This is a genomic window from Paenibacillus sp. FSL W8-1187, from assembly GCF_037965485.1.
Lineage (GTDB): Bacteria > Bacillota > Bacilli > Paenibacillales > Paenibacillaceae > Paenibacillus_O > Paenibacillus_O pasadenensis.
This window is the reverse complement of record NZ_CP150181.1, coordinates 2,971,518-2,988,625: the sequence shown is the minus strand read 5'-3', so window position 1 is coordinate 2,988,625 and position 17,108 is coordinate 2,971,518. Positions and strand designations below refer to the sequence as shown.

The 17,108-nt window shown below is 64.8% G+C and carries 19 protein-coding genes; 14 read left to right on the top strand and 5 right to left on the bottom strand.

Annotated elements, in window-relative coordinates; all coding sequences use genetic code 11:
- Positions 1-4 precede the first annotated feature (4 nt).
- The 4 genes from NYE40_RS12975 (at position 5) to NYE40_RS12960 (ending at position 1,531) form a co-directional block, all read left to right on the top strand.
- Complete coding sequence (locus NYE40_RS12975) at positions 5-481, top strand: Na+/H+ antiporter subunit E (protein WP_028597331.1); 477 nt, start codon at positions 5-7, stop codon at positions 479-481.
- Entirely contained in the window at positions 481-756 is a 276-nt protein-coding gene (locus NYE40_RS12970; protein WP_028597330.1) for a Na(+)/H(+) antiporter subunit F1, read from the top strand. The genes NYE40_RS12975 and NYE40_RS12970 overlap by 1 nt, the downstream gene beginning before the upstream one ends.
- Entirely contained in the window at positions 749-1,141 is a 393-nt protein-coding gene (gene mnhG / locus NYE40_RS12965) for a monovalent cation/H(+) antiporter subunit G (protein ID WP_028597329.1), read from the top strand. Before NYE40_RS12970 ends, mnhG begins: the two co-directional genes overlap by 8 nt.
- A 150-nt stretch (positions 1,142-1,291) precedes the next feature.
- A complete protein-coding gene (locus NYE40_RS12960; protein ID WP_339278540.1) occupies positions 1,292-1,531 on the top strand; it encodes a hypothetical protein in 240 nt (79 codons plus the stop codon).
- A gap of 111 nt (positions 1,532-1,642) precedes the next feature.
- Here the strand turns inward: NYE40_RS12960 and crtI are convergent, their stop codons facing one another.
- Positions 1,643-3,142 carry a phytoene desaturase family protein gene (gene crtI, locus NYE40_RS12955; protein ID WP_339278539.1) on the bottom strand — a complete coding sequence of 500 codons (1,500 nt, stop codon included), beginning with the start codon at positions 3,140-3,142 and terminating at the stop codon, positions 1,643-1,645.
- A gap of 175 nt (positions 3,143-3,317) precedes the next feature.
- Between crtI and NYE40_RS12950 the strand changes: the two genes are divergently transcribed.
- The 8 genes from NYE40_RS12950 (at position 3,318) to NYE40_RS12915 (ending at position 11,133) form a co-directional block, all read left to right on the top strand.
- Positions 3,318-4,514 (top strand): glycosyltransferase, encoded by a 1,197-nt coding sequence (locus NYE40_RS12950; protein ID WP_339278538.1) that lies wholly within the window; start codon positions 3,318-3,320, stop codon positions 4,512-4,514.
- Positions 4,504-4,995, top strand: a complete 492-nt coding sequence (locus NYE40_RS12945; protein ID WP_153783702.1) for a glycosyl-4,4'-diaponeurosporenoate acyltransferase — start codon at positions 4,504-4,506, stop codon at positions 4,993-4,995. Before NYE40_RS12950 ends, NYE40_RS12945 begins: the two co-directional genes overlap by 11 nt.
- A 55-nt stretch (positions 4,996-5,050) precedes the next feature.
- Complete coding sequence (locus NYE40_RS12940) at positions 5,051-6,178, top strand: DUF3900 domain-containing protein (RefSeq protein WP_153783701.1); 1,128 nt, start codon at positions 5,051-5,053, stop codon at positions 6,176-6,178.
- A gap of 73 nt (positions 6,179-6,251) precedes the next feature.
- Positions 6,252-7,043: an undecaprenyl-diphosphate phosphatase gene (locus tag NYE40_RS12935; RefSeq protein WP_043110844.1), complete on the top strand. Its 792-nt coding sequence runs from the start codon at positions 6,252-6,254 to the stop codon at positions 7,041-7,043.
- A 129-nt stretch (positions 7,044-7,172) separates the two neighbouring features.
- Positions 7,173-7,307, top strand: a complete 135-nt coding sequence (locus tag NYE40_RS12930) for a hypothetical protein (RefSeq protein ID WP_255309697.1) — start codon at positions 7,173-7,175, stop codon at positions 7,305-7,307.
- Positions 7,308-7,357: 50 nt separating this feature from the next.
- Entirely contained in the window at positions 7,358-8,809 is a 1,452-nt protein-coding gene (locus tag NYE40_RS12925) for a spore germination protein (RefSeq protein WP_228551523.1), read from the top strand.
- Between the two features lie 19 nt (positions 8,810-8,828).
- On the top strand, positions 8,829-9,923 hold the full coding sequence (locus NYE40_RS12920) for a GerAB/ArcD/ProY family transporter (RefSeq protein ID WP_339278537.1): 1,095 nt from the start codon (positions 8,829-8,831) through the stop codon (positions 9,921-9,923).
- Positions 9,910-11,133 (top strand): Ger(x)C family spore germination protein, encoded by a 1,224-nt coding sequence (locus tag NYE40_RS12915; RefSeq protein ID WP_339278536.1) that lies wholly within the window; start codon positions 9,910-9,912, stop codon positions 11,131-11,133. Before NYE40_RS12920 ends, NYE40_RS12915 begins: the two co-directional genes overlap by 14 nt.
- 59 nt (positions 11,134-11,192) lie before the next feature.
- On the opposite strand, the gene NYE40_RS12910 is transcribed toward NYE40_RS12915, so the two are convergent.
- The 3 genes from NYE40_RS12910 to helD form a co-directional block, all read right to left on the bottom strand.
- On the bottom strand, positions 11,193-11,369 hold the full coding sequence (locus NYE40_RS12910) for a hypothetical protein (protein WP_153783699.1): 177 nt from the start codon (positions 11,367-11,369) through the stop codon (positions 11,193-11,195).
- 157 nt (positions 11,370-11,526) lie between these two features.
- Complete coding sequence (locus NYE40_RS12905; RefSeq protein ID WP_339278535.1) at positions 11,527-12,966, bottom strand: hypothetical protein; 1,440 nt, start codon at positions 12,964-12,966, stop codon at positions 11,527-11,529.
- Between the two features lie 62 nt (positions 12,967-13,028).
- The gene (gene helD / locus NYE40_RS12900) at positions 13,029-15,377 is read right to left on the bottom strand and encodes an RNA polymerase recycling motor HelD (RefSeq protein WP_339278534.1); all 2,349 of its coding nucleotides are present in this window, start codon (positions 15,375-15,377) and stop codon (positions 13,029-13,031) included.
- 359 nt (positions 15,378-15,736) lie between these two features.
- Here helD and NYE40_RS12895 point away from each other — a divergent pair, with 359 nt between their 5' ends.
- Both NYE40_RS12895 and NYE40_RS12890 read left to right on the top strand, forming a co-directional pair.
- Complete coding sequence (locus tag NYE40_RS12895; protein ID WP_028597319.1) at positions 15,737-16,189, top strand: hypothetical protein; 453 nt, start codon at positions 15,737-15,739, stop codon at positions 16,187-16,189.
- A 188-nt stretch (positions 16,190-16,377) separates the two neighbouring features.
- Positions 16,378-16,650 carry a hypothetical protein gene (locus NYE40_RS12890; protein ID WP_101809185.1) on the top strand — a complete coding sequence of 91 codons (273 nt, stop codon included), beginning with the start codon at positions 16,378-16,380 and terminating at the stop codon, positions 16,648-16,650.
- Here NYE40_RS12890 and NYE40_RS12885 read toward each other — a convergent pair whose 3' ends face one another.
- Positions 16,651-17,097, bottom strand: coding sequence for a GNAT family N-acetyltransferase (locus NYE40_RS12885; protein ID WP_339278533.1), 447 nt, complete (start codon positions 17,095-17,097; stop codon positions 16,651-16,653).
- Positions 17,098-17,108 lie beyond the last annotated feature (11 nt).

Sequence of the window (17,108 nt, the reverse complement as noted above, 5' to 3'; positions counted from 1 at the left end):
CCGAATGGCTTCCCAGTTTCTCATCAACCTGCTGATCGCGTTCCTCTGGATGTTTCTCTATGACGATCTCAGCTTTACCCGCTTCGCGGCCGGCTTCGGGCTCGGGCTCTTGTTCATCGGCCTGCTCAACCGCTTCCTCAAGCGGGACTTCTACCTGCGCAAGGTGAAGGCCGTGCTCGTCCTGCTCCTCATCTTCATCCGCGAGCTGTTCCTGTCCAGCTTCACGGTCATCTATCAGATCCTGAAGCCGAAGCTGACGATCCGGCCCGGCATCGTGGCGATGGAGACGCGGCTCAAGAGCGACGGGGAGCTGACGCTGCTCGCCTGCCTCATCTGCCTCACGCCCGGCACGCTGACGCTCGACGTGGCGGACGACCATCGGACGCTGTACATCCACGCGATGGATATCGGCGACGCCGAGCAGCTGCGTCAGCAGATCCGCTCGACGTTCGAGCGGGCGATCATGGAGGTGACGCGCTGATGGTCGATCTGCTGCTGCAAGCGTCGCTCGTCCTGCTCATGCTTTCGATCGCGGGCTGCATGTACCGGCTGCTCAAAGGCCCTTCCGTATCCGACCGGATCGCCGCGCTCGATACGATCGGCATCCTGCTGCTGTCGATGATCGCCGTATTCGGCATGCTGCAGGGAACGACCGTCTACTTCGACATCATCCTCGTCATCGGCATCGTCAGCTTCATCGGCACGACCGCCTTCGCGCGCTATATCGAGAGAGGGGCGGTGATGGAGGATGAATGAGGCGCTCGCGATCGGCTCGGCCGTCATCGTCCTGTTCGGCTCCGTGCTCAGCCTGTTCAGCGCCTTCGGCCTGATCCGGCTGCCGGACGTTTACCTGCGCTCCCATGCGGCGACCAAAAGCGCTACGCTCGGCGTGCTGTTCATCCTGACCGGCGCTTTCCTTTATTACACGTTCGTCCACGACGTCGTCAGCGTCAAGCTGCTGCTCGGCATCGTCTTCGTCTTCCTGACCGGCCCGGTGGCCGGGCATCTCAATGCCCGCGCCGCTTACCGGACCGGCGTCCGCCTGTGGGAGCGGAGCACGCGCGACGATCTCAAGGAGGCGCTGCAGCAGGAACGGGCTCAGGCCAAGAAGCAAGCGGAAATACGGGATAAGCTGCGCTGAGCCGCTGCCCGCCGATCCGTAAGTTCTCCTGGAAAATGGAAAAAAGAGAAGAAACCACTGTCCTTTCCGGAAGATTGTGGTAAAATATGCCTATTCATGCAGAAAGCCTGAAGGTCTTATTTTTTTTCGGAATGGAGAAGCTGAATCGGCATGCTGGCCTTGTGCGGACGCGTTGGAATCTTATTGCTGCTGTATATGCTGTTTTTTCTAGGGCCGTTCGGAATTTATTCGCTCGGCATGGCTCTATTCCTCGGCTTCGCCCGGCTGTCGCTGTCACTGCTCGAAGAGCGGCCGCGATGGACGCTTCCGTACCGCCGCCGCAAAAGCCGGCGGAAGTCCGAGGCCGGCCGTCGCGAGACGGGCAAGCCGACTTCTTCGTTCAGGCGCTGAGTGGACGGACGTCAAAAAAAAGGGGCTTTCGCCGCGACCGTGGATCGGTCCGGCGAAAGCCCTTTTTCAAGCGGAATCGGTCCCCCTCGGCACGCTCGAGCGGCGGCTGGACTACATCGCCTCGGAGGCGGACAGATCCTCGCGGATCAGGTCCGCCGTCAGCTGGCCGCTCAGCGTCACCATCGGCACGCCGCCGCCGGGATGCGTGGAGCCGCCGACGAAGTAGAGGCCGCCGAGCAGCGGGCTGCGGCTCGGAATCTTGAAGCCGCCGTTCAGCTTGCGGTCGGTGACGACGCCGTAGATGGAGCCGCCGTTCGCTCCGTACAGCTGCTGCAGATCGTCCGGAATGAACTGCTCCTCGTACTCGATATGCCCGCGAAGCCCGTCGGCGCCCATCCGCTCGAGCTTGTCCAGCACGAGCTCGCGGTAGCGGGAGCGATGGGCTTCCCAGCTCTCGCCCGCGCGCAGCGGCGGCACATGCGTCAGCACGAACCAGTTCTCGCAGCCTTCCGGCGCCTGCGACGGGTCGGTCTTGGACGAGATGCCGACGTAGACGGTCGGGTCGTCAGTCGGAATCTTGCCGACGAACATGTCGTGGAACTCGCGCTCCGGATCGCGGGAGAAGAAGAAGTTGTGATGCTTGAACGCCTCGTAGCTGCGGTTCACGCCGAGCAGCAGCACATGCCCGGATACGGCCGGCTCATACTTGGCGAGCTTCTCCGTCTGGCGATCGGCGCCCGGTACGTCCCGCAGCAGCGAGCGATGGGCCGGGATCGCCTCCAGGTTGCAGACGACGGCATCGGCGCGCAGCTCCTCGCCGCTCGCCAGACGCACGCCGACGGCCCGGCCGCCGGCTTCGAGGATGTCCGCCGCCTCGGCTCCCGTGCGCACCTGGGCGCCGAGCTCCTCGAGCAGCCGCAGCTCGGCGCGGGCGATCTCGTACATCCCGCCTTCGACGAAGTAGATGCCGAGCCCCATCTGCACGTACGTCAGCTGCGAGAGGACGGCCGGCGCGGCGTACGGGGAGGAGCCGACATACATCGTGAAGAAATTGAAGATCTGGCGCAGCTGCGGATGCTTCAGATGCTGGGCGGTCAGCTGCGCGGTCGTCTTCATCGGATCCATCGCGAGCAGCTCCTTGAGCGTATGCTGCTGGCGCAGGTCCGGCAGGCCGGACAGCGAGCGGCTGTAGAAGCTTTTCAAGCTCAGATCGTACTGCTTGCGGCTGTAGTCCAAATAGCCGAGGAAGCGCTCGCGGTCGTCCGGCGACAGCTCTCCGATCGCCTCCAGCATCTGCGGCAGGTCGCCGACGAGATCGAGCGTCGCGCCGTCCTCGTACAGGCCGCGCCACTGCGGCTCGACGCGCTTCAGCTTGACATAGTCATGCAGGTCGCGGCCGGCGGAGCGGAACAGCTGCTCCAGCGTCCAGGGCATCGTCAGAATCGACGGACCGGTGTCGAACCGGTAGCCTTTGCCGGAACGGATGTTCAGCTTGCCTCCGGCGCGCTCGTTCTTTTCGAGCACGGTGACCTGGTGGCCGTCCGCGCTCAGGCGGATCGCAGCCGACAGGCCGGCCAGGCCGCCTCCGACGACGATGATCGTTTTTTTCAACTCTAGCTCCTCCTCTAGTCCATGCGGTTTTGACGGGCGATGGATCGTCCATACTAGCTTAGGACCGGGCAAATCTCCCGATTTCCTCTTTTACCCATTGTGGGCGCTTTTCGCTCCGCGAATACGCGGCGGGGGGCAAAAAATCAAGCATCGTACGAAACGGGGAGGGACTGGCATGGATGCAGGATGGTGGCTGACCTTCGGGCTGCTGGCGCTTGGCAGGCTGCTGCTGGCCGAGCGGCGGCTGACGGCGTCAAAGCTCGGGAGCGAGCTCGAGCCGGCGGGGGCAAATGAATCTTTCCGCGAGGCTGGCTCGTCTGCGGACAAGGAGGCAGCGCAGGCCGGGCGCTGGAGCGTCGTCATTCCGGCGCGCGACGAGGCTCGCAATCTCGAGGCGCTGCTGCCGCTGCTGCTCGGCCAGACGGTTCAAGCGGACATCGTCGTCGTCGACGACGGCTCGACGGACGGAACCGCCGCCGCCGCGGCCAAGCATGCGGGCGTGCGCGTCGTTCCGGCCGGCAGCCTGCCTGCAGGCTGGCGGGGCAAAAACTGGGCGTGCAGCCGGGGCGCAGCCGCCTCCGCAAGCGGCCGGATCGTCTTTTTGGACGCGGACGCCCGTCCGGGGCCGGACTTTCTCGAGGCGCTGTCCGCCGCCTGCCCGGCCGGCACCGTCGTCACCGTGCAGCCCTGGCATCGCGCGGACAGCCTCCGCGAGCAGCTGTCGGCGATGCTGAATGCCGCCGTCATCGCCGGCTCGGGACGGTTCGCCGCCTGGCGGCGCGTCGGCGGCCCCCGGCCGGGCTCGTTCGGGCCTTGCCTCGCCTGCTGGCGCGACGATTACGAGGCGGCAGGCGGCCACGAGGCGGTCAAGGGGGAGATTCTCGACCACGATCGCCTGGCCGCCCGCTTCGCCGCCTGCGGCAGGCGGAGCTTGGCGCTGCTGGGCGGAGAGCGGCTGGCCTTCCGCATGTATGCGGGCGGCTGGAGCGAGATGACGGCGGGCTGGAGCAAAAGCATCGCGCTCGGAGCCGGCGGCACGCCGGCGGCGGCGCTGCTGCTCATGATCGGCTGGGTCAGCGGGCTGTCCGGCGCCGCCGCGGCATGGCTCGAGCAGCTGACCGCGGCAGCGGCGGCGCTCGCGCAGGGCGGCCTTCCAGCCGCCGGGGCGCTGTCCGCCGCCGCGCTGCTCTACGCGCTCGCCGTCCTCAGCGCGCGGCGGGCCTGGAAGCACGCGGGCTCTTTCGGCTGGCTGGCCGCTCTGCTGTACCCGCTGCCGCTGCTCTATTTTTTCGCCGTGTTCGCGCTGTCCTTCTATCGCGCCTTCGTTCGCCGCCGCGTGAGCTGGAAAGGGAGGGATCTCGATGTCGCATGAGCTCGGTCCGGCGGCCGTCATCCTGCTTGATGCCGCCGTCTGGCTGCTCCTGCATGGAGCCGCCGTCGCCGCCGCGATCCGCATTCCCTGGGAGCGCTTCGCCGCCGACGGGCCGGTGACCCGCCTGCGCGGCTTCGAGGCCGGCGGCCGCTGGTACGAGCGGCGGCTGCTCGTCCAGCGCTGGAAGGACCGGCTGCCGGATGGAGGCGGGTGGGTGAAGGCGGGCTTTCCGAAGCGGCGCCTGCGCTCGGGCAGCCGCGAGTATCTCGAGCGCTTCGCGGCGGAGACGCGTCGGGGAGAGCTGACCCACTGGGCGATGCTGCTGCCGCTGCCGCTTTTTGCGTTGTGGAATAACGCGATCGGCATGATTATCATGACGATATATGCGCTTATCGCGAACATTCCCTGCATTCTCGTCCAGCGCTACAATCGCGCGCCTGCTGAAAGTCATGTCGCGGCCAAGCCGAGTATGCTATTCTAGGAAAGTGATATCCGGCCATCTGGAAGAATAGGGTAGAGGGAGCTGTCTTGCGGGAATGGAATTTGACGTGCAGTACATAAGCTTTTTTGTCATCCAGACGGATGGGGAAGGAACGGATTCCGGCAAGCGGTTCCGTCACTTCCAGACGATGGACGGCGAGGACTACGAGGACAGCCCGCTCAAGGATTTCCTGAGCGGCGAGTTCGCGCGCATCGTGAAGCGCAAGGCGGAGCGGCATCCGCCCTCCGAGTCCGTCCCGACCAAGATCGGACGGTTCCGGGTCGAGCCCGGCTATGAGCTGGACAGCAATCCCGATTACAACCTGCTGCAGCGGCTTCGCACGGCCGATACGGCGGAGCGGTTCCACGGCATCGCGGACGAGCTGGTGCGGATCTACATGGACACCTCGGCGGTGCGGGGCGGAGCGCTCATCGCCGTGCAGGCGACGCTGAGCAAGCTGTTCGACACGCCGTTCCTGTTCGTGCTCAAGTGCGACTTCGAGTCCAAGATCGCCCGCATCGCCGACGAGCGCAGCCTCGTCGCGAACGTCGAGATGGCGATCAGCGCGCGCACGATCAAGTCGATCCAGTACCCGCACATGCCGGAGGAGGGCATGCTCGAGCCGTGGGAGGTCAAGATCCACCAGGCGTCGCATGCCCGCTACTTCGAGGACTTCCTCAAGTTCGTCAGCTACGAGCGTCCGCTGCCGGAGGTGATGGGCGAGCGGGTGCTGGACATGGTGCAGCAGTACATGGAGGACAAGTGGCGCGACGACGCGAGCCCGCTGCGCAAGGAAGAGGAGGAGGCCGTCGAGATCTGGGCCGCCTCCGAGAAGCGGGAGCTGCTCGAGCGCTGGACGCCGGAGCAGGTGTACGAGGCTTCCGCCCTGCTCGTCGAGCAGAAGGAGGATCTCGGGCTCAGCTTCAAGCTCGGCGGCGTGCAGGTCAAAGGCCTGCTCACCGACTTCGGCCGCTCGCTTCATTTCGCTTGCCACAACGGCAAATACGTCGCTGTCATCGAGGGCGACGCGTTCCAGTTCGAGCGGGGACTGTCGCCGGTCGAGCTGCTGCATCCGCCGGAGCTCGCGCAGGTGATGGAGGTCATCGGGACGTCCGAGCCGGAGGCCGAGGCGGCCGCCGCTTCGGATCTCGCGCCGGAGGATGATGGGGACGTGCCGTGGTAAGGCGTCCTTCCGACGTCTATTTCTCATGAACCGATAAAGTCGAAATCAGCATGCAGGGACAGGAGTGGAGCGAGTGGATTACATCAAGGCGGTCGTCCTCGGCATCATCGAGGGCTTGACGGAATTTTTGCCGGTCTCGTCGACCGGCCATATGATTTTGGCAGGCGATCTGATGAACTTTACGGGCGACAAGGCCGGCACGTTCGAGGTCGTCGTGCAGCTTGGCGCCGTGCTGGCCGTATTTGTCCTTTATTTCAAGCGGTTCATCAGCTTCCTGAAGTTCGACTTCTCCAAGGGCTCGGGCCTCAACGCGCTGCATATCGTGCTCGGCATGATTCCGGCCGGCGTCCTGGGCGTCGTGCTGCACGGCTTCATCAAGGAGCATCTGTTCGGACCGACGACGGTGCTGCTCGCGCTGATCGCGGGCGGCCTGCTCATGATCGCCGCCGAGCAGTATCAGAAGCGGCATGTGCCGTCGGCGGAGACGGTCGACGACATCACCTACAAGCAGGCGTTCGGCATCGGCGTCTTCCAGATCCTCGCGCTCTGGTCCGGCTTCTCGCGCTCGGGCTCGACGATTTCCGGCGGCATCTTCATGGGCACGAGCCAAAAGGCGGCGGCCGACTTCACGTTCATCCTGTCGGTGCCGATGATGTTCGGCGCGACAGGAGTCGACCTGTACAAGAGCCGCGACCTGCTCGTCCGGGAAGATTACGGCCTGCTGCTCGTCGGCCTCGTCGTATCGTTCATCGTCGGGCTGATCGCCGTCGTCACCTTCATCAACCTGATCAAAAAGCTCAAGCTCAGCTGGTTCGCGTACTACCGCTTCGTCTTGGCGGCCTTATTCTTCCTTTTTGTGATGTAGACTCAACATCCAGCGCTTACGGGTACAAGCCGGCGTCCATGCGGACGCCGGCTTTTTCATGTCTTGGGATAAGCTGGATGGAGCCCGCGCACATTAAGGCAGAGCAAACCGTCAAAGGAGAGTGTGCGAATGGAGGAGCTGTTGAAGCGGCTGCTGACCCCCTCGATGTGGGGATTCGCCGTCACGGCCGCCGTCGTGCCCTGGGCGCTGTCCGCGCTCGCCCGGAAGCTGGAGCCGGCGAGGAAGAAGGATTGGAAGCGGTGAGCGGGAGCGGCGTGGGGCGGGCGGAGAAAGCTTGGGATGGGGACGGCATCGTGGGCGAGCTCCGAGAGGAGCTGCTCGATCGGCTGGAGACCCGCGCCGACATGGCGCGGCGCGAGATCAGCTTCGGGCGGACGGCTCACGCGCTGATGCTTTATATACCGGGCATGGTCCAGGAGAGCAAGCTGGAGGCGATCCGGACGGAGATGGCCGCGTTCCCTGCGCCGGAACATCCGGAGGACGGAGAAGCGGCTGCGGAGCGGCTCAAGCTGCGACTGCAGGCCTCGGGAGCCGAGCGCTGGACGGGAGGGCTGGAGGAGCTGCTGAAGGAGGTCCAAGAAGGGAGCACGGCGCTGCTCGCGGAAGGATTGCCCGACGCGCTGCTGGTCGATACCCGGCATATCGAGGCGCGGAGCTTGGAAGAGCCGATCTCCGAGGCGGTGCTGCGCGGACCGCGGATCGGCTTTTGCGAGTCGCTCGAGAAAAATGCCGCGCTGCTCCGTTCGTACGGCTCCGTGCCCGATCTGGCGATGGAGCGCCTCGAAGTCGGCAGCGCCGTGCGCAAGCCGCTGCTCATCGTCTACATGCGGGACGTAGTCCAGGCCGGCCTGATCGAAGAGATGAAGCTGCGGATCCGCGGCTTGGAGGGGGACGACTTTCCGGAGTCCGGGTATATCGAGCAGATGATCGAGGACAACTCCTACAGCCCGTTCCAGCAGCTGCAAAATACCGAGCGGCCGGACCGGGTGATGTCGGGCCTGCTGGAGGGGAGGGCGGCGATCCTGCTGGAGGGGACGCCGTTCGCCCTGATCGCGCCGTTCACGCTGCCGATGATCATCCAGTCGCCGGAGGATTATTACGAGCGCTGGCTGCCCGGCTCGCTGATCCGCATGCTGCGCTTCTTCTCCGCCCTGATCGCGATGTTCACCCCCGCTCTTTATATCGCCTTCACCTCGTTCCATCCGGGACTCATCCCGACCAAGCTGGCCCTGACCGTGGTCGGAGCCCGGCAGGGCGTGCCGTTCCCTTCGCTGATCGAAGCGCTGATCATGGAGGTGTCGCTGGAAATTCTGCGCGAGGCGGGGCTGCGACTGCCCAAGCCGATCGGACCGGCGATGGGCATCGTCGGGGGCCTCATCATCGGGGAGGCCGCCGTTCAAGCGGGCATCATCAGTCCGATCCTGGTCATCGTCGTGGCGATTACGGCCATCTCGTCGTTCGTGATTCCCGTCTACAGCGCCGGCATCTCCATCCGGATGCTGCGCTTCGGAGCGATGTTCAGCGCCGCCGTTTACGGCTTGTACGGAGTCGTGCTGTTTTTCCTGCTGCTGCTGTCCCATCTGTCCCGCCTCAAGAGCTTCGGCACGCCGTTCCTGCGTCCGCTCGGATCGTACCGCGCCCACGACTTCAAGGACATGCTCGTCCGCTTCCCGCTGCCTGCCATGCTGGAGCGGCGGCGGTTCCTGGCGGCGGACCGGCGCGACCCGGCCAAGCCGTCGGAATAAAAAAGAGAGGAGACGGCCTATGAACGCCGACAAGCTGACGAACACGCAGATCTCCATCCTCATCGTCAATTACATGCTGGCTACGGCCATACTCGTGCTCCCCCGCATGCTGGTGGACAAGGCGGGCACGCCGGACGTATGGCTCAGCCTCATGCTCGCGGGCGTCATTTCCGCCGCCGGGGGCTGGCTCGCCAGCCGGCTCAGCCTGAGCTTTCCCGGAGAGACCATTTTCCAATACGGCCGCAAGCTGATCGGCAAAGGGCTCGGAGCCGCTTTCGGAACGAGCCTCGTGCTTTATTTCCTCGTCATCTGCGGTCTGGAGGCGAGATCGCTGGAGGAAATCACGACGAAATACTTGCTGGAAGGAACGCCTTCCTGGGCCGTCACGCTGCCTTTCCTCTGGCTGGGGGCTTACCTCGTCCTCGGAGGCATCCAAGCGATCGTCCAGGCGAGCGACCTCATCTTTCCGCTGACCGGATTCATCCTGCTCGTCGTGCTGCTGCTCAGCCTGCGCGTCGTCGAGTTCAGCCATCTGCTCCCCGTGCTCGGCCAGGGCCTGCCGCCGGTGCTGCGGTCGATGAAGACAGCCGCATTCGCCTACAGCGGTCCGGAGCTCATGCTGCTGCTCGTCGCCTACATGAAGCGGCCCCGCTCGGCCGGCAAGGCGTATGCCGCGGCCATCGCCATCTGCATGGCGTTCTACGTCGTCACGACGGTCATCGTCATCGGAGCGTTCTCCATCGACGGAGTTACGCTGCGGACATGGCCGACGATCGATCTGATCCGCAGCTTCGAAATTCCGGGCCTGATCTTCGAGCGGTACGAATCGCTCATTCTGGCGATTTGGATCATGAAGTTCTTCTCGACCTTCGTGCTCGCGCTGTTCGCCTCGTCCCTCGGCATCTCGCAGCTGTTCCGCGTTCCGTTCCGCACGGCTGTTTTCGCGCAGCTTCCTTTCATCTATATCGTCCAGGAGCTCCCGAAGACGATCGAGGATGTCTTCCACGTCTGGGACTATCTTTCGATGGCAGGAGCCGCGCTGTCCGTCGGCGTTCCGGCTCTGCTGCTCGTTCTGCAGCGATGGAAGAAGGGGGCCGCCCATGGCCGCGTCTAGCTTTCCACGGCGCATGCTGGCGGCGAGCCAGATCGCGCTGCTGCTGCTGACGGGCGGCTGCTGGAGCAACAAGGAGATCGAGACGCAGAGTCTGGAGATCGCCGTGGCGGTGGACGTGCCCGAGCCGGCGGCAAGCGAGAGGGAGCTCCAGCGCAAAAGCCCCGGCGTCGACCGCACGGACCGCATCACGTCGACGTACCAGCTCATCCTCCCGAGCCTGATCGGCGATATCGGCGGATCGACCAGCGACGAGACATCGTCCAGCCCGTTCAAAAACATGACGCAGACGGGCGACTCGCTGCTGGAGAACGTCAGGCAGCTGTCGCTGCGCACGAATGCGGCCCCGCTGGGCCATCATCTCAAGGTGATCGTCATCGGAGACCGCCTGGCAAGAAAGCATGACCTGATGACCTTCCTCGACTTCTTCTTCCGCGACAACGACATTCGGCTCAGTCCGCTCGTCCTGATCTGCAAAGGCAAGGCTTCCGATACGCTGGAGCCTTTGTACAAAGGCGATATTCCCGGATTCCAGATTCCCGAGACGGTGCGCAACCAATACCGCAACAACAAGATCCTCGAGCCGATCCGCATGTACAATCTGATGAGCCGGCTCCATGCCAAGACGAGCTTTCTGCTCCAAAATGTCGTCAAGACGAAGGAGGAGCTGGTCTACTCGGGCGCGGCGGTCATCCAGGGGACGAGCGGCAAGCTGATCGGCTTCCTTACGGAAAAGGACATGGAATCGGTGTTCTGGATCAAAGGCGGCGGACGCAAGGGAGGCTTGCTCAAGCTGGACGATCCGGAGCTGGGCGCTCCGCTGGATATGGAGATCAATTCTGTCCGCAGCCGGATCGTGCCTTCGATGGCCGACGGGCGATTCGCCTTCCGGATCGAGCTGGAGGCGGAAGGCGATCTGATGGAATCGTGGAGCCACAAGGATGCGGGCAGAGGCGGCGTGTCGGAAGCGTTTTATGCGGAGGTCGAAAAGAAGCTGGAACGGAAGCTGAAGGGCAATGCCGATCTTCTGATCCAAAAGCTGCAGAAGACGTACGGCGCCGATGCGATCGGACTGTACGAGTCGGTGCGGGTGCGGATGCCGAAGACGTGGAGCCGCATCCATGCCGACTGGGACCGCCATTTCGCGGAGGCGGACATCACCGTCTCGGTCAGCATCGCCTTGAAAGGCCATGGCGCGACCGAGCTCACTTGAGACAAAAAAGCATCCGTTCCCGAAGGAACGGATGCTTTTTGACGTCCGTTGCCGGTGCTTCAGATCTTGGAAGATCCGCTGCGGTCAGCCGGCTGCGCGGCCGGGCGCTGCACGGAGCCTTGGCGGCTCGAGGCGAAGTTCCGAACCGTCGAGATCAGCTTGTCCCGCGCGCTTTTGTTGCGCATGAGATACGTCACGCCTGCGCCGATCACCGTTCCGAGCACTTTTTTGTTCATCGTCGGGTCCTCCCTTGTCGTGTTCGTTCTGATTCCTTCTTACCCGTTTGGCCGCCGGAGAAACTTTAGCGGTGAACCGATTCCGCTCGCCAAAAAGACGAAGCAGCCGGGCGGCCGCTTCGTCTTTTTGGCTTTCGTATGGGGCTTTTGCATCGGCTCAAAGCAGAAATACGGCTACGACCGTCGTCACGACGAGTCCGATCGCGACCGGCTTCAGGTTGCGCCGGGCCAGCTCGAACGGGCTGACGCCGCAGATCGCCGCCGCCGGAATGAGCGCCCACGGGATGAGCGTGCCTCCGCCGACCCAGATGGCCGCGATCTGGCCGAGCGCCGTCAGCACGTCGGTGCCGTGGCCGAGCGCCGTGCCGAACAGGCTGGCGACCGAGCCGGCGAGCGAGATGCCGGAGAACCCGGAGCCGTCGAGTCCGGTGATGGCTCCGACCGCAGTGAGCGTGCCCGCCGCGAAGGCGCTGCTGACGGGCACCGAATGGGCCAGCAGCGCTCCCAGATCGTTGACGATGCCGTGGGAGCCGGCCGGAAGGGCGGACTCGCCGAACAAGGCCGGCAGCGCCGAGTCGCCGAGGTAGAAGAAGGCGGCGATCGGGATGACGGGGCCGAACACTTTGAAGCCGAACGTGAAGCCGTCCACCAGATAGGTCGTGGACTTCTCGAGGCCGCGTCCGCGGTGGGCGAGCAGCGACAGGACGGCGACGATGAGGGCGGCAGTCCCGCCGATGAGCGCGGTGGCGTCTCCGCCTTGCAGGTTGAGCCGGAACAGGAGATAGACGTCGAGCGCGAACAGCAGCGGGATCGCGACCGCGGCCGCGCGCTTCGCGCCGAGCGGGAGCGGCATCGCCCTGTCGCCGTCGCCGCCGGAGCGGCCGCTCGCGCCGTCCTCCGCCGCTCCGAACAGCGTGCCGGACGACGGCTGCACGAGGCCGTCGCGCCAGGCGCCGGTCTTCATGTCGCGCCGCATGAACCAAAAGGCGGCGACCGTCGTCGTGAGGCCCATGACGATGACGAGCGGCACGCTCGCCGCCATCACTTGGGCGACGCCGATGCCGGCCGCGTCGGCGGTCAGCTTGGGGGCGCCCTGGATCACATAATCGCCGGAGAGGGCGATGCCGTGGCCGAACAGGTTCATCGCCATCGCCGCGCCGAGCGCCGGCAGGCCGACGCGGATCGCCACCGGCAGCAGCACGGCGCCGATCAGGGCGACGGCCGGAGACGGCCAGAAAAAGAAGCTGACCGTCATCATGATCAAACCGATGCCCCAGTACGCCATCGCCGGCGACCGCAGCAGGCGCGCGAACGGGGAGACCATGATCTCGTTGATGCCGGTGGCGACGAGCAGCCGGCTCATCGCCACGATGATCGAGATGATGAGGATCGTGCCCGACAGCTCCTTGATCGCGTAGATCAAGCTGTTGAACAGGCCGCCGACGGCGCCGCTCGCCGAGCCGGAGGCGAGCCAGCCGATCGCGCCGATGCCGAGCAGGCAGGCGATCGTCGTATCGCGGCGGAGGCTGAGCAGGACGATGATGGCGCCGACAAAAGCGAGGTAAAGCCAGTGGATGGAACCGGCGGTGACGTCCATAGGATCGGTCCTTTCACGGATAGGCTACAGCATCCTATGCCGGACCGGGACGTGACGTTCGCTTAGGAACGGGCGGGATTCGCCTCGCGATAAGAGCCGGGAGCGGCGTCGGCGAAAAACGGCGACGGCTCGCCCGGAGCATACATGCGCAGCACATGCATGGCGCGCGTGCAGGCGGTGTAGAACAGCTTGCGCAGGCGCTCCTCGCCATAGGCGTCCGCGCTGGCGTCGTAGAGCAGCACGGCGTCGAACTCGACGCCTTTGGCGAGATAGGCGGGGATGACGAGCAGGCCGGTCTCGAACTTGACCGTATCCTTCGTCACGAGCTTCAGCTTCTCGAGGCCGGGCATCCGCCGCAAGCGCTCCCAAGCGGTCCGCGATTCCGCTTCGGTCCGGCAGATGACCGCCGCCGTCGCCGCGGACGCCTCCAGCTCCAGCAGATCGGCGGCGAGCAGCCGGTCGCGCTCCTCGGGGCCGCCGGCGCGGACGAGCACGGGCAGCTCGCCCGGCCGGTCGAACGGCTCGATGCCGCTGCCGTCCGGCAGCAGCGAGCGGGTGAACTCGACGATCGGCCGGGTCGAGCGGTAGCTGCGGCGCAGCACGATCGTCTTCGTCTGCTCGGGGCCGTACAGCCGCTGCAGCCACGCGCTTGCCGCCAGCTCCGTGGAGTGGGCGAAGATCGCCTGGTTGAAGTCGCCGAGCGCCGTAATTTTCGCCATCGGGAACAGCCGCTTGAGGAAGTGGAACTGGAACGCCGAAAAATCCTGCGCCTCGTCGACGATGACGTAGCGGATCGCCGTGTTCATGCGGAAGCCCTGCACCAGCTCCGTCAAATACAGGAGCGGGGCGGCGTCCTCGTGCAGCAGGCGGCCTTCCTCCAGCGCCGAGAGCGTGCGGGAGCCGATCTCGCTCCAGCGCTCCTCCTCCGCGTCTGCGGCATGCTCGCCGCGGAACAGATCCTTATACAGGCCGGCGGCATCGACCCAGGCGAGGCTTTCCGCGAGGCGGCGCAGCGGACGGAACGTCCGGCGAGCGACCTCGGCCCGCAGCAGCCGCTCCTCGAGCACGCTCTCGTCCTCGTCCGCTCCGGCCCGCCGCTGGCGGCTCAGCGACTTGTGGATCTTTCGATACTGCTCGTTGTCGAGATACTCGATCTCTTCCCGCACCCAGTCGGCGTCGCGCTCCTCCGTCTCCAGCCGCTCCAGCTCCTCGAGCAGCCATTCCTTGAGCAGCTCGATCCGGTTGGGCAGGCGGATCGAGGCGTCCATGCCATAGAAGCGCTCCTCCAGCTGGCCGCGGGCGATGACGACCCGTCCGCGCAGGCGGAAGCCCTTGAAGCGCATGCCGGAGCGGAGCAGGCCGCTCGCGAACGCTTCGATCCGCTCCAGGAAGCGCACGGAGCTCTTGCTGCGGATGGCCGCGGCGCGCAGCCGGATCTCCTCGTCCGCCTCCGGCCCGGCCAGCACCGCTTCGAGCTGCTCGGCGGCGTCCTCCAGCCGCCAGCGCTTGCCGAGGCGCAGCTCGAGGTAGTCCTGGAACGTCGTCTGCTTGATGTTCTCCTCGCCGAGCTCCGGCAGGACGGACGAGATGTAGCTGCTGAACATCGGGTTGGGGGAAAAGAGCACCATCTGCTCGGCGGAGATGCGGGAGCGATGCTTGTAGAGCAGGTAGGCGACGCGCTGCAGCGCCGCCGACGTCTTGCCGCTGCCTGCCGCTCCCTGCACGATCAGAAGCCGCTCGCGGTCGTTGCGGATGATCGCGTTCTGATCCTGCTGGATCGTGCCGACGATCGCCTGCATCTGCGAGCTGGACGTGCGGCTCAGCACGTCCTGCAGCAGCTCGTCGCCGATCGTCATGCCCGTGTCGAACATCGAGCGGATGCGGCCCTCGCGGATGGAGAACTGGCGCTTGAGCGTCATCTCCCCGGTGATCTCTCCGCCCGGCGTCTCGTAACGGACCGCGCCGGGTCCGTAATCGTAGTAGAGGCTCGCGATCGGCGTCCTCCAGTCATAGACGAGGAACGTCTCTCCGTCATCCGCAAGGAAGGAAGCGACGCCGACGTAGACCGGCTCCGGCGTTCCGTCCGTCCCGTCCTCGACGAGGTCGATGCGGCCGAAATACGGCGCGGGGAGCAGACGGCGCATCTTTTGCAGCCCGCTGCGCAGCGCGCGATGGCTGCGCTCCCGCTCGGACAGCACCTCCGCTTGCTGCTTCATGCTGACCGCCGTCTCGATCCGGTCGTCGCTCTCGGCGAGGTTGACGGTGACATCGTCCCAGAACTCCGAGCGGATGCCGACGACTTGCGACTTCAGCTCCGAGACGAGCGGCTCGTCCCTTGCGATCCGCGCCTTCAGCTGGCTGCGGACGTCGTCGACCCGAGCCTGTTCCTTGTTCCATTGCTCTGCATCCATCGAGAGACACATCCTTTCCTTGGAATCGGCACGCCTCCGTTCTGAAAAGCAAGCTTGACAGGGAGGGTGGTTTCGATGTAATATAAGATAGAAATCTAATGTCCATTTTTATGTGGATGTTTTTGCGTGACTTAATTACTATACTACGGGAAGCGATCCCGTTTCAATCCTGCCCGCTCTGCGGTCAGGATTTTTTTGGCTGGCCTCCTAACAAAGCTTGTTCCCTGTCCGCCGCGGATTTCCTTCCTCGGAAACGGCGGCTCCGCAGGAATAATTCCGGTGTCGGCCCGATAGGATGGATCATCTTGCGCGCCTCTTCTTTAGCTGCGGCTGCGCCGGCGCGGGATGGAGGGAGCGCGATGATCCGATTCAACGCCGTCTGGGTCGCCGGACCGGGCATGCTCGACCGTTACATCCGCGAATGCACGCTGTCCGAGCGGCAGCGCGATCCGCTGTTTCCGCGCATGCGGCTGCTGCTGCGCAAGGTGCCGATTCCGTTCGAGGCGTTCGGCCAGCTGACGTTGAGCGAAAAGGAGCTTGAGTTCGAGGCGCTGCGCCCGACGTTCTCGAGCGTGGCGGTGTTCCAGTTCTACGGGCTCAATCGCTCGCTGACGTTCCGCTTCCGCTACTCGGAGCTGTACGTGTCGCCGCTGCCGCCGCTGCGGGATCAGCCGCTGCCGACCTGGGGGGACTGGGTCCGGCTGACGAGCCGCAGCTCCAGCGTCGAATACGTGCTCGCGGCTTCCAGCACGGGAGCGCGCCTCTATCCTTGGCTGGCCAGCCGGATCGCGCCCTTGCCGGGATCGCGCTGACGCGATTCAGTCGCTGCCTGCTCGTCCAGGCAGCGGATAACGCTTCGCCGTTGGCGAAAAGGCCCCCTTGAGCGGGCTTCGCCGTTGGCGAAAAGGCCCCCCTAAGCGGGCTTCGCCATTGGCGAAGCTTTTTCCTTTGCCCGGAATCGAGTATGATAGGTCTATTCGAGCTTGGGAGGAAAATAGGCATGGAATGGAAGCTGATTTACGCGGAAATGACCCGCACGGACGAAGACGGATTCGTCGGCAAGGTGCAGTTCGAGGTGCCGGGCCACAAAAAGCCGTATGAGATCGCTCTGCAGAGCAAGAAGGGCAAGGACTGGGCGTACGGCCTGTTCTTCCTGAACGAGGCCGGTCCCGAGGAAGAGATCGAGCAAGTGGAGGAGGAGCTGGAGGAGGACGACGAGCTGTATGAAGCGCTCATCGAGGCCGCCCGCTCCACCTATGCCGCCGAGGGCTGATCAGCTCCAGCGGCGAGACATGCGCACATGGGGAATGCCCGCATCGAGGAAAATGTCCGGCGAGACCGGCTCGTAGCCGAGCTTGGCGTAAAAGCCCTCCGCCTGGCACTGCGCGTCGAGCACCGCTCCGGCATAACCTCGCTCGCGAGCGGCATCCTCCATCGCCCGCACGAGCGCGGCTCCCGTGCCGCGGCCGCGCCGGCCGGCGAGCACGGCGATGCGCTGCAGCTTGGCCATGCCGTCGTCGAACGGCTTGACCCTTCCGGTGCCGACCGCGGCTCCTTGCTCGTCGAGGAGCAGCAGATGCAGGCAGCTGTCCGGCGAGGCGTCGTAGAGGTCCCACTCTTCTTCGGGAGAGACGCCTTGCTCGACGACGAATACTTCCTTGCGGATGGCGAGGCACTGGGCCAGCTGATCCGGCGTGTTCACTACGATGGCTTGCAGCAAGATCGATCCTT